10 protein-coding genes and 1 pseudogene are annotated in these 12053 nt (G+C 74.1%); 1 reads left to right on the top strand and 10 read right to left on the bottom strand.

Annotated features, from left to right (window positions below; all coding sequences use genetic code 11):
- Window positions 1-169 precede the first annotated feature (169 nt).
- From ACH4EB_RS36355 to bioB, 9 genes and pseudogenes are all read right to left on the bottom strand, one after another.
- Window positions 170-643: an NUDIX hydrolase gene (locus ACH4EB_RS36355; protein WP_398352684.1), complete on the bottom strand. Its 474-nt coding sequence runs from the start codon at window positions 641-643 to the stop codon at window positions 170-172.
- Between the two features lie 65 nt (window positions 644-708).
- Window positions 709-1663, bottom strand: a pseudogene (locus ACH4EB_RS36350) (IS5 family transposase).
- A 53-nt stretch (window positions 1664-1716) separates the two neighbouring features.
- Entirely contained in the window at window positions 1717-2607 is an 891-nt protein-coding gene (locus ACH4EB_RS36345; RefSeq protein ID WP_398352681.1) for an LLM class F420-dependent oxidoreductase, read from the bottom strand.
- Window positions 2608-2757: 150 nt separating this feature from the next.
- A complete protein-coding gene (locus ACH4EB_RS36340; RefSeq protein WP_398352679.1) occupies window positions 2758-5334 on the bottom strand; it encodes an ABC transporter permease in 2577 nt (858 codons plus the stop codon).
- A 4-nt stretch (window positions 5335-5338) separates the two neighbouring features.
- Window positions 5339-6193, bottom strand: a complete 855-nt coding sequence (locus ACH4EB_RS36335; protein ID WP_398352678.1) for an ABC transporter ATP-binding protein — start codon at window positions 6191-6193, stop codon at window positions 5339-5341.
- Between the two features lie 159 nt (window positions 6194-6352).
- A complete protein-coding gene (locus tag ACH4EB_RS36330; protein ID WP_398352677.1) occupies window positions 6353-7024 on the bottom strand; it encodes a class I SAM-dependent methyltransferase in 672 nt (223 codons plus the stop codon).
- A 69-nt stretch (window positions 7025-7093) separates the two neighbouring features.
- Window positions 7094-7786 carry a dethiobiotin synthase gene (gene bioD, locus ACH4EB_RS36325; protein ID WP_398352676.1) on the bottom strand — a complete coding sequence of 231 codons (693 nt, stop codon included), beginning with the start codon at window positions 7784-7786 and terminating at the stop codon, window positions 7094-7096.
- An 80-nt stretch (window positions 7787-7866) separates the two neighbouring features.
- Window positions 7867-9177 carry an adenosylmethionine--8-amino-7-oxononanoate transaminase gene (locus ACH4EB_RS36320; protein ID WP_398352675.1) on the bottom strand — a complete coding sequence of 437 codons (1311 nt, stop codon included), beginning with the start codon at window positions 9175-9177 and terminating at the stop codon, window positions 7867-7869.
- Window positions 9170-10366: a biotin synthase BioB gene (bioB, locus tag ACH4EB_RS36315; protein WP_398352674.1), complete on the bottom strand. Its 1197-nt coding sequence runs from the start codon at window positions 10364-10366 to the stop codon at window positions 9170-9172. The genes ACH4EB_RS36320 and bioB overlap by 8 nt, the downstream gene beginning before the upstream one ends.
- A 146-nt stretch (window positions 10367-10512) precedes the next feature.
- Here bioB and ACH4EB_RS36310 point away from each other — a divergent pair, with 146 nt between their 5' ends.
- On the top strand, window positions 10513-11769 hold the full coding sequence (locus tag ACH4EB_RS36310) for an 8-amino-7-oxononanoate synthase (protein ID WP_398352672.1): 1257 nt from the start codon (window positions 10513-10515) through the stop codon (window positions 11767-11769).
- A 47-nt stretch (window positions 11770-11816) separates the two neighbouring features.
- On the opposite strand, the gene ACH4EB_RS36305 is transcribed toward ACH4EB_RS36310, so the two are convergent.
- Window positions 11817-12053, bottom strand: coding sequence for a DUF397 domain-containing protein (locus tag ACH4EB_RS36305; protein WP_398352671.1), 237 nt, complete (start codon window positions 12051-12053; stop codon window positions 11817-11819).

The following is a 12053-nucleotide window of genomic DNA, read 5'->3' as shown; positions in this document are numbered from 1 at the left end:
CCTTCCAGCACAGCCCGCTGGGCATCAGTGACCGACAACGGCGCAATCTTCGGACCCGGACGACTCATACCCAACCAACGACAAACCTCCGACTCGGGTCACTAGAGCGTGTCCGGCCGATCATGTGAGCCAGGTGACGGTCAAGCAGGAGTGGACGTTGGTGGTTTCCTCAGTGCTGGATCAGGCCGCCGACCGGGATGGACGCGACGTGGCCGGTTGCCGGAAGGGTCTGCGCCAGGGTGAGGCCGATGTCGACAAGTGACGACCGGCGCAGGCCGGCGACGTCGGGGATCGGAGTGCAGGTCGACTCGGCGATTTCGCCGTTCGGCTCCGGCCGGAGTTGCCCGCCGGTGATGCGGACTTGGTAGAAGATGCCGACATTCTGGTGTTCTGGCCCACCGGGGATGGCGCGTTCGGCTGCGGGGATGATCCTTGAGTCCACGCCCAGCAGGCGTTCGACCACCGCGTCGCAGCCGGTCTCCTCGGCGACTTCCCGGATCACCGCGTCGAACGGATCCTCCGCGTGCTCGACCCTTCCGCCCGGAAGGGTCCAGTTGGTCCCGCCCTTCGGTGGTACGTGACAGGCGAGCAGCACCCGCCTGTCCTCGATGCACACGGCGTACGCCGCCAGCCGGAAACTCATCCCAACCTCCCCACCGGACGCTACCCCGAAGTCCAAGACCCGCGCGTCGCTAGTTTTGCTGTCCGTCACCCGGGACTTGTCCCGCCGGTTACGTTCGCAGCCGGATGACGAGGGGCTGCCGCTGTCGCGGTGCCGAGGAAGACATAGCCGCGCCTGTCGTGGCGGGTGGCGACCGCCCGGTGCTGCTTCATGTGGTTGATCGCCCGTTCCACGGTGTTGCGCTTCTTGTACATCTCTTCGTCGAAGCCCGGTGGCCGTCCGCCGTGTGAGCCTTTGCGAAGGCGGGCGGCCTGGCTGTCGATCTTCTCCGGGATGGTGTGCCGGATGCCCCGCCGTCGCAGGTAATCACGGCAGGGCCCATTGCTGTATGCCTTGTCCGCCGCCAGGCTGCCGGGCTTCCTGCGGGGTCCTCCCAGGCCGGTCCGCGGGACGCGGATCTTCTCCGGTACCGACTTGAACTGCATGCAGTCCGCCCGCTGCCCGGGTGTGACGATCAGGGACAGCGGACGGCATCGGCCGTCGGCGCTCAGTGGAGCCTGCTGGTGAACCCGCCCCGCGAGCGGCCCAGGCCCTCACCTCCGGCACCACCTCCACCAGGCGGGCGACGAGGCACTGCCACGCGCTTTCGCCCTGGTGTTCCGGCGATTCGGCCCCCTTTGAGGCCGAAACCGGAGGGGGACCGGTGCGGGCACCGGCCGCATGCTGGTGTGCGCGGACGATGGTGGAGTCGACCGAGACGTCCCAGTCGATCTCGCCGGCGGCATCGGCGGCGGCCTGTACCTGCTGGAGCAGACGCTCCCACGTCCCGTCGGCCGACCACAGCCGGTGGCGTTCATGGACGGTCTTCCACGGCCCGAACCGCTCGGGCAGGTCGCGCCACTGCACACCGGTCCGGACCCGGTGCAGAATCCCGTCAACCACCTGCCGGTGATCCCGCCATCTGCCACAACGCCTGCTGCTGACCGGCAGAAACGGCTTCAGCCGTTCCCACTCCGCGTTGGTCAGAGCACCCCGCCCCATGCCAACACCAACGACCCGGCCAGGGACTCGTCACGTGATCGACCGGACAAGTCCTAGCCGCCCTTCAGTTCCTCGATGACCGGAGCGAACGTTTCCATGCAGGGGTCCAGGACGGTGATGTACGAGAAGCCGTGGCGTTCGCGGTGCTCGCGGAGCTGTTCGGCCATCTGCGCGACCGTGCCGAACAGGAACGTCGGTACGCGCAGGGCCTGTTCCCGGTCCACGCCGATGCCGTGCGCGGCGAGGTCACGCGCGACGGCGCGCCGGTCGTCGGTGACCAGGACCCGCTGCACCAGGATGTTCAGCTCGGCCGGCGTCGCGCGCTCCGCCGCGGCCGCGCGGTAGACGGCCAGCGACGCGTCGAGTGCGTCCGGCGTCAGGAGTTCGAGGGTGCCTTCCGGCTTGCCGGGGGCGGCCCGGCCGCCGGTGAAGGCCGCGATGTCTGCGTGCCGGGCGGCGAGGCGCAGTACGCGCGGGCCGTTGCCGCCGATCAGCAGGGGCGGCCGGGGCCGCTGGGCCGCCGTCGGCCCGAGTTCCGGGTCCCTCAGGAGGCGGTCCAGCTCCTCGACGGTACGCGTGAGGCGGTCCACCCGTTCGCCGGGAGTTCCCCAGGGCAGGCCCGCCTTGTCGTGCTCGGCGCGTACGTATCCGGTGCCCAGGCCCAGTTCGAGGCGGCCGTCGGTGAGCAGGTCGGTGGTGGCCGCCTCGCGGGCGAGCAGGGCGGGGTTCCAGAAGCCCGTGTTGAGGACGAAGGTGCCCAGGCGCGGGCGCTCGGTCGCTTCGGCGGCGGCGACCAGGGCGGGGAACGGCGCGGGCATGCCCAGGTGGTCCGGTACGAGCAGCACGTCATACCCGAGGGCTTCGGCCCGGCGGCACCTCTCCCGCCACGTGGCCCCCGACTCGATGGTGAGCATGTTGACGCCGAAGCGGAACGGACGGGGCATGGGGCCTCCTCGGGATGCGTGCGCGCGGCGGTGGGCCGGCGCGTGGGGCGCTCGCGTGGTGCGGGCGGCGGGTGAGCGGAGGTCGTTGGCGCACGGGCCCGGCGGGCGGTGGGGCGCCATGGGTGGGAACCGGGCGGACGGGCATGCCGGTCACTCGTGGGCGATGGCGGCCAGTACGTCGAGCCGGGACGCGCGCAGCGCGGGCAGCAGCGCCGCCAGCAGCCCGACCAGGACGGATCCGACCGCCACCGCGGCCACCGTGGACCACGGGACCGCGAACGCCGTCAGGCCCTCAAGCGCCAGCACCCGCTGGGTCGCGGCTCCCCAGGCCAGCCCGAGGCCGAGCCCGAGGACCGCGCCGAACAGGGCGATCACCACCGACTCCAGCCGGATCATCCGGCGCAACTGCTTCCTGGACAGGCCGAGTGCGCGCAGCAGCCCGATCTCGCGGGTGCGCTCCACGACGGACAGGGCCAGCGTGTTGACCACGCCCAGCACCGCGATGACGACGGCCAGCCCCAGCAGCCCGTACAGCAGGTTGAGCAGTCCCTGGATCCGGCCGCCGACCAGCTCCTTGTAGTCGGCCTGGTCGTGCACCTGGACCTGCGGGAAGGGTGTGAGCGTCCGCTCCAGGGCGGCCCGCAGCCGCTGGGGGACGGTGCCGTCCGCGGCGTTCACGTACAGCACGGATTCCTGCCCGCGCGGCAGGTACCTCTCCAGGGTGGCCATCCCCATGAAGACGCCGCCCTGGGTGCCGGGCCCGGAGCCGGGGTCTTGCGTGAGCGCGCCGACCGTGAAGCGGGCGGGCCTCCCGGACGGCAGGACCGCGTCCAGCCGGCTGCCCACCCGCAGGCCGTGTTCGCGCGCGAACGTCTCCTGGACGCCGACCCGTCCGGGCGCCAGCGCCGCCGCGGTGTCGCCCGCCGCGTACGTCACGTTCGCCACGGCGTCGAGGTCCCGGTCGAAGGCCCCGGCCACCGTCGTGACCGACCGGCCGTCCGGCAGCCGCAGCTTCAGGGGGACGAGCCGCTGGCGTACGACCGTGCCGGCCCCCGGGGTCGCGCGCACCCGCTCGGTGATCTCCTCGGAGAACGGTACGAACGACGCGTTCTGCACGACGAAGTCGGCGCCCAGCGCCCGGTCGATCTGCCGGGCGACCGACGCGGCCGCCGAGGCCCCGGCGACCGACAGCCCGGCCACCAGCGCCAGCCCGACCATCAGGGCCGCGGCCGTCGCCCCCGTACGGCGGGGATTGCGCAGCGCGTTGCGGCGGCTCATCCGGCCCACCGCGCCGAACGCCGGCTCCAGGCCCCGCCCGAGCAGCCGGATCACCGGGCGCACCAGCAGCGGCCCCGCGATCACCCCGGCCACCAGCGTCAGCAGGACACCGAGCGCCAGCAGCGACCCGGCGACCGCCGTACGGTCACTCAGCGCGCAGCCTGCCAGCGCGGCAACACCCGCCACACCCACCAGTGTTCCGGCGGCGGCGCGCAGCCGCAACGGCCGCCCGGCGCCGGGGAGTTCCACGTCGGCGAGCGCGGCCATGGGGGAGACCCGGCCCGCCCGCAGCGCGGGCAGCAGCGCGGCGACGAAGGTCACGCCCACCCCGACCGCGTACGCGGCGACCACGGCCGGCCAGTTCAGCACCAGGTCGGCGGTGTCCAGCCGCAGCCCGATCCAGCCCATCGCGACGACCAGCAGCACCGCGAGCCCGACGCCCGCCGCGAGCCCGGCCGTGGCGCCGAAGAGGCCCAGCAGCAGCGCCTCCAGCAGCACCGAACGCCGCACCTGGCGGCGGTCGGCGCCGAGCGCCCGCAGCAGGCCCAGCTCCCGGGTGCGCTGCGCGATCAGCATCGAGAAGGTGTTGACGATCAGGAAGACACCGACGAGGACGGCGACGCCCGCGAAGCCCACCATGATGTACTTCAGGACGCTCAGCACCTCACCCAATTGCTCGGCCTGCGACTTCTTCTGCTCGGCCCGCGTCCGGACGTCGTACCCGGCGGCTTCGGCGCCCAGCGCGGTCACGATCCGGCCCTTGAGCACGCCGTCCGGTACGCCGGGCGCGGCGTCCACGGACACCCCGGTCGCCTGGTCCGTACGGCCCAGCAGACCGCGCTGCGCGGCCGCGGTCTCCAGGAGGACCAGGGAGGAGCCCGGGTTGGTGGTGGTGAAGGCGGCGACACCGACGACGCGTACGGGGAAGGTGCCCGTCGGGGCGGCGACGCGCAGGGTGTCGCCGATCCGTACGCCGGCCCGGTCCGCGGTGTCCTGGTCGATCATCGCCTCGCCGGGGCCGCGCGGCGGCCGGCCGCCGGTCACCCGTACCGGGCTGCGCCCGCCCGGCTCCCAGTTGGCGACGGTGGACGGCGCGTTGCGCGTCGGCCCCACCGGCCGGTTGCGGGTGTCGGTGACGGTGATCCGCTCCACCCGCACGTCGAGCCGGGCGGCCGCCACTCCCCGCACGCCGGCGACGCGGCCCCGCAGGGCGGCCGGCACGGTCGGGGGCCCGGCCGCACCGATGCCGCCCGGCGCGCCGAAGTCCTGCCGTGGTGCGACCTGCACGTCCGAAGCGGTCGAGGCGAAGAGGCGGTTGAAGGTGACGGTCGTCGTGTCCGAGAAGATGAGGCTGCCCACCACGAACGCCACCGAGAGCACCACGGCGAGGGCGGAGAGCACCAGCCGCCCCTTGTGCGCGAAGAAGCTCCGGAGCGTGGCCCGTAACACGGGGTCAGCCGTTCCGGTGGTGGCGGGGGGCGGGGCCCGGGGGCCGGTCCGGGGCGGGGCCGGTGGGCGCGGTCGGGGCCGGCCGCGGGCCCGCCGCGAAGACCTGCATCCGCCTCAGCACGGACTCCGCGGTGGGCCGCGTCATCTCGTCCACGATCCGGCCGTCCGCCAGGTAGAGCGCGAGATCGGCGTGGGCCGCCGCGTTCGGGTCGTGGGTCACCATCACGACCGTCTGCCCCAGGTCGTCCACCGCCGCCCGCAGGAACCGGAGCACCTCCAGACCCGAGCGGGAGTCCAGGTTGCCGGTCGGCTCGTCCGCGAAGATCAGCGCGGGGCGGGCGGCCAGCGCCCGGGCACACGCGACCCGTTGCTGCTGCCCGCCGGAGAGCTGGGAGGGCCGGTGCCGCAGGCGGTCGCCGAGCCGGAGCGTACCGATCACCTCGTGCAGCCACTCCCGGTCCGGTACGCGGCCCGCGATGTCCAGGGGCAGCGTGATGTTCTCCTCGGCCGTCAGCGTGGGCAGCAGGTTGCACGACTGGAACACGAAGCCGACGTGGTCCCTGCGCAGCCGGGTCAGTTGCCGGTCGTCCAGGCCCGTGATCTCCCGGTCACCCAGCCAGACCCGCCCGGCGGAGACCGTGTCCAGGCCCGCCAGGCAGTGCATCAGCGTGGACTTCCCCGAACCGGACGGGCCCATCACCGCCGTGAACCGCCCCCGGCCGATCGCCACGTCGACGCCGTCCAGGGCCACGACCTGGGCCTCGCCCGTCCCGTACGTCTTGACCAGGGCCACCGCCCGCGCGGCCGCCTCGCCGCCTGCCGTGGTGCCCCGTGCCTCGCCCGGGACCGGTGTGGACACGTCAGCCTCCCGACGTCGGCCCCGTACCGCACGGGGCGGTGACTCCCGCATGGCCCACGACAGTAGGGCAGCTTCCGCCGACCCGACATCCCCCTGCGGGCCGGAGTGGACGGCCGCCCGGGCGCGGGGCCGCGAGTCGCCGCCGCGGAGCGCCCCTCGCTAGTCCTCCTCCGGCCGGCCTCTCCCTGCCCGCCGGGCGACCCCCGTCACCGTCCATGGCAGGGCGGGCCCAGGGCCCAGGACGCGGCTGCGGCGGTAGGTGCCGAGGACGAAGCCGGCGGTCCGCAGTTCGGTCAGGGGGTCGCGGGAGAGGTGGCAGTTGCCCATCAGCAGGGGCCACACCGTACGGTCCAGGGCTCGCTGCACGGTGGCGGGGCCGTGGCGCAGCGAGCGGCCGTGTTCGAAGAAGCGCAGTTCGCCGCCCGGCCGCAGCACCCGCCGGAGCTCCGACAGTGAGCGCTGCACGTCGCGTACCGAGCAGAGCACCAGTGACACCACCGCCGCGTCGAAGGCCTCGCTCTTGACCGGCAGGGCCTCCGCCGTGGCCGGAACCACGTCCACCGGGATGCCGGCGCGCGCCGCCTCGGTCAGGGCCCGGCGCCGCAACGTGCGTTCGGGCTCGACGGCCACGACTTCCGCGACGGTCCGGGGGTAGTGGGCGAAGTTCGCCCCCGTACCGGCGCCGATCTCGATCACCCGGCCCGAGAGCCCGGCCAGCATCTCGCGCCGCAGGGCCGTGAGCCCCGTGCGGTGGTCCGCGACGCGCGCGTACCACTGGGCGAAGACCGGATGGTGCACGACTCCTCGCTCGACCCTCGTGCGCTGTGGCATGGCTGGATCCCTTCGCCGTACGACGTTCGCCGGTTCGAGTGTCCGCCGTGCCGCGCCGGGGCACCACTGTCACAGCGTGGCGGTGCCACCGAGAGCGGGTGCCAGCCAGCCCGGCGCCTGCGCGCGGAACTCCGCCTGCGGCAGGCGCCCCGAGCCCTCGGGGACGAGCCCCAGCAGCGGGGCACCGGCCGCCCGCGGAAGGTCGTCGAGGTTGCAGCGGGCGGCGAGGCCGGGCGACGCGGGCCAACTGCCCACCACCACTCCAGGGCAGTCGACCCCGTGCGTGCGCAGGGCCAGCGCGGTGAGCGCCACCGCGTTGAGCGTCCCCAGACCGGCCTGCGCCACGACGAGCACCGGGGCCCCGGCCAGCCGCGCCGCGTCGGCGAGGGTCGCGCCCTGCTCGTCGAACCGTACGAGCAGGCCGCCCGCGCCCTCGACCAGGACGAGGTCGTGCGAGGCCGCCAGTTTCGCCGCGGTTTCGGCGACCTCCCCGGGGCGTACGGGCGGCAGGCCGGCGCGGCGGGCGGCGGTCTCGGGCGCCAGGGGCTCGGGGTAGCGGGCGAGTTCGGCGGTGGTGACCCGGGGGCCCGCCAGGCGTACGACGTCGGCCGTGTCACCCGGTTCGTCCGGGCCGACGCCCGTCTGGGCGGGCTTGAGCACGGCCACCGAACGCCCTTGGGCGAGCGCGGTCGCGGCCAGGGCCGCCGTGGTCACGGTCTTTCCGATCTCCGTGCCCGTTCCGGTCACGAACAGCACCGACACGACTGGGTTCTCCTGTCATCGATCATGCATGGGTCTGGTTGCCCCGGGGGGCGGGCCCGGTGCGCCACCGGGCCCGCTCCTCATCCCTCGCGCGCCACCGCGCACATCGCCGCGCAGACGCGGGCCACGTCCTCGTCGCCGGTGATGTACGGCGGCATCGCGTACACGAGGTCGCGGAACGGGCGCAGCCACACGCCCTCCCGCGCGGCCGCCCGGGTGGCGGCCGCCATGTCCACCGGGCGGTCGAGCTGGACGACGCCGATCGCGCCCAGGACCCGTACGTCCCGTACGCCCTCGACGGCGGTGGCGGCGGCGAGGCCGTCCCGCAGTCCGGTCTCGATCCGCTTGACCTCGCGGGCCCAGTCCTGGGAAAGCAGCAGGTCCACCGAGGCGTTGGCGACCGCGGCGGCCAGCGGATTGCCCATGAAGGTCGGCCCGTGCGCGAGCACCGGCACGTCGCCGCGGGATATCCCGTCCGCCACGGCCGGCGTGCACAGCGTCGCCGCCATGGTGAGATACCCGCCGGTGAGAGCCTTGCCGAGGCACAGGACATCCGGTGTGATGCCCGCGTGCCCGGCGGCGAACAGTGACCCCGTACGGCCGAAGCCGGTGGCGATCTCGTCGAGGACCAGCAGGACGCCGTGCTCGTCGCACGCCTCGCGCAGCACCCGCAGGTAGCCGGGGGAGTGGAAGGACATACCGCCCGCTCCCTGCACCACCGGTTCCACGACGACCGCCGCCAGTTCGTCGGCGTGCCGCGCGACCAGCTCGCGCAGATGCGCCTCGTACGCGGGGTCCGGCGGGGCGTCGAACCCCGGAGGCGGCGCGTCCGCGAACACCTGCCGGGGCAGGGCGCCCTGCCACAGCTCGTGCATGCCGCCGTCCGGGTCGCACACCGACATCGGCTGCCAGGTGTCGCCGTGGTAGCCGCCACGCCAGGTCATCAGCCGCTGTTTGCGCGGCCGTCCGACCGAGCGCCAGTACTGGAGGCACATCTTGACGGCGACCTCGACCGACACCGATCCGGAGTCGGTGAGGAAGACGTGCTCCAGACCGTCCGGGGTGATCTCGGCCAGCCGGGCGGCGAGCCGTACGGCGGGCTCGTGCGTGAGCCCGCCGAACATCACATGGCTCATCCGGTCCAACTGGCCGCGGGCGGCCTCGTTGAGCACGGGGTGGTTGTATCCGTGCACCGCCGACCACCAGGAGGACATTCCGTCCACCAATTCGGTCCGGCCTTCGACCGGTTCGGCCAGCCGCAGCCGTACGCCGGACGCCGACGCGACCACCAGCGGCTCGGCCCGGCCCGGCATCGGGCCGTACGGGTGCCAGACGTGCCGCCGGTCGAGGGCCAGCAGTTCGGGGACGGAGAGCTGGGCGGCCTCAGGCATTCGGCGGCAGCTCCGTACCCGCGCCGCGACGGCGTACGGAGACCAGGTCCGTACGGGCCTCACCGGACGGGACGGCGCCGGCGTCCACTTCGGCCGGCACGGTCGCGTCCGCCGCCGCGTCGCCGTCCCCGCACGGCCCGCAGCCGCCGCCTCCGTGCCCGCCGCAGCCGCCCGCGAGCGCGTCCGCGCGGTGCTCCGGCAGGGTGGTGGTGTCCGTGCCCTCCACCTCGAAACCCGCGTCCGCGATCATCGCCAGGTCGTCCTTGCCCGCCTGGCCTTCACTGGTCAGGTAGTCGCCGAGGAAGATGGAGTTGGCCAGGTGCAGGGCCAGCGGCTGCATCGAGCGCAGGTGCACCTCGCGCCCGCCGGCCAGCCGCACCTCCACGTCCGGGCAGACGAAGCGGACCATCGCCAGGATGCGCAGCGCACGCTGGGGCGTGAGGTTCCACTCCTTGGCCAGCGGGGTGCCCTCGAAGGGGATCAGGAAGTTCACCGGCACCGAGTCGGGGTCCAGCGCGCGCAGCGCGAAGACCACGTCGACCAGGTCCGCGTCGCTCTCGCCCATGCCCGCGATCAGGCCCGAGCAGGCGGACAGCCCCGCTGCCTGCGCCTGCTGCACCGTTTCGACCCGGTCGGCGTAGGTGTGGGTGGTGGTGATGTCCCCGTAGGTGGCCTCGGACGTGTTGAGGTTGTGGTTGTAGGCGTCCGCGCCCGCGGCCCGCAGCCGGTCCGCCTGGCCGTCCGAGAGCAGGCCGAGGCACGCGCACACCTCGACGCCCTCGTTCCGCTCCTTGATGGCGGCGATGGTCTGCGACACCCGGTCCACGTCGCGGTCCGTCGGCCCGCGGCCACTGGCCACGATGCAGACCCGCTTGGCGCCGCCGGCCACCCCGGCCGCGGCCGCCTCGGAGGCCTCCTCCGGCTTGAGCCAGGTGTACTTGAGGATCCCGGCCTTGGAGCCGAGCCGCTGGGAACAGTACGAGCAGTCCTCGGGGCACAGCCCGGACTTCAGATTGACCAGGTAGTTCAGCTTCACCCGCCGCCCGAACCACCGGCGGCGCACCTTTCCGGCCGCGGCCACCACATCGAGCAGGTCGTCATCGGACGTCGCCAGCACGGCGAGCGCCTCTTCGCGGGTCGGCGGTTCGCGCCGCAGCCCCTTGTCCACCAGCGTTGTCAGCAGATCCATGGCGACGATCCTGGCGTACGCCCCTGGCCGACGACCATGGAGGAACCCAACAAGGGCGCTGATCCGGTGTGTGTGCATGGCCACACCGTAGGACGGTGTAACGACCGCTAACGTCTATCGACAGCCCACAAACGCGAAGGAAGCCGATGCATCAGGACGACCCCGCGCCGCCCCTGCTCCGCGACGTCCCGGCGCCGCCGCACGCCGGGTCCGCCGGGACACCCGCACCCGGCCGCGGCACCGGGCAGGGTGCCGACGCGCGGGCCGCCGCCTTCGGCTGGATCGACGCGGCCCGCGAACAGCGCCGCCGGGCCGGCCTCGTCCGTACGCTGCGGCCGCGGCCGGTCGAGTCCCCGCTGCTGGACCTGGCGAGCAACGACTACCTCGGCCTGGCCCGGCACCCCGAGGTCACCCGCGGCGCCGCGCAGGCCGCGCACCGCTGGGGCGCCGGTGCCACCGGGTCCCGGCTGGTCTCCGGCAGCACCGAACTGCACGCCCGCCTGGAGGCCGAACTCGCCGAGTTCTGCGGCTTCGAGGCCGCCCTCGTACTGTCCTCCGGTTACGCGGCCAACCTCGCCGCCGTCACCGCGCTCGGCGGCCCCGGCGGCCTGATCGTCTCGGACGCGGGGAACCACGCCTCCCTCATCGACGGCTGCCGGCTGGCCAGGGCCAGAACCGTCGTGGTCCCGCACGCCGACCCGGACGCGGTACGCAAGTCCCTGGACGGCCACGGCGGTCCGGCGCTCGCCGTCACCGACGCCGTCTTCTCCGTGGACGGCGACGCCGCGCCCCTGAAGTCCCTCGCCGACGCCTGCCGGGCGCACGGCGCGGCCCTGCTCATCGACGACGCGCACGGCCTGGGCGTCCTCGGGGACGGAGGACGCGGCGCGGTGCACGCGGCCGGGCTGGCCGGTGCCCCGGACGTGGTCGCCACCGCCACCCTGTCGAAGTCGCTCGGCAGTCAGGGCGGCGCGGTCCTCGGCCCGGCCCGGGTGATCGAGCACCTGGTCAACACCGCGCGGACCTTCATCTTCGACACCGGCCTGGCCCCCGCGGCGGTCGGCGGCGCCCGTACGGCACTGCGCCTGCTGCGCCGCGAGCCGGAACGCGTCGGCCGGGTCCGGGCGGTGGCGGCGGAGCTGCACCAGCGGCTCGGCGCCGCCGGGCTGACGGTCGTGCGCCCGGACGCCGCGGTGGTCTCGGTGCGGGCGCCCTCGCCGGAACAGGCGGTCCGGTGGGCCGCGGACTGCCGGGACGCGGGCCTCGTGGTGGGCTGCTTCCGGCCGCCGTCCGTACCCGACGGCATCTCGCGGCTGCGCCTCACCGCCCGCGCCGACCTGACGCCCCGGCAGGCGAGGGAAGCGGTCCGGACCGTCGTACGGACCGCGCCGGTCACGGGTTAGGGCCGGTCATCCGCCGGTCCCGGCCGCCCGCCGGCCGGCGGGCCGGCTCAGCCGACCTTCGCGAAGCGGCGGTCGCCCAGCCCGTCGACGAAGGCCGTCCAGGCCGTCGTGGTGAACAGCAGCGCCGGACCGGCGGTGTTCTTCGAGTCGCGTACCGCGAGCAGTCCGGGGCCGATCCGCGCCGTCTCGACGCAGTTGTTCATCCCGGTGCTGCGGCTGCTGCGCCGCCACCGCGCGCCGTGCAGCGCGGCGCGGACGGGACCCTGCCCTGGCGGAAGTGACAT

Source organism: Streptomyces sp. NPDC018045, from assembly GCF_044327445.1.
Taxonomy (GTDB): Bacteria; Actinomycetota; Actinomycetes; order Streptomycetales; family Streptomycetaceae; genus Streptomyces.
The sequence above is the reverse complement of the archived record's forward strand: the minus strand, read 5'-3'. Positions and strand labels throughout refer to the sequence as shown.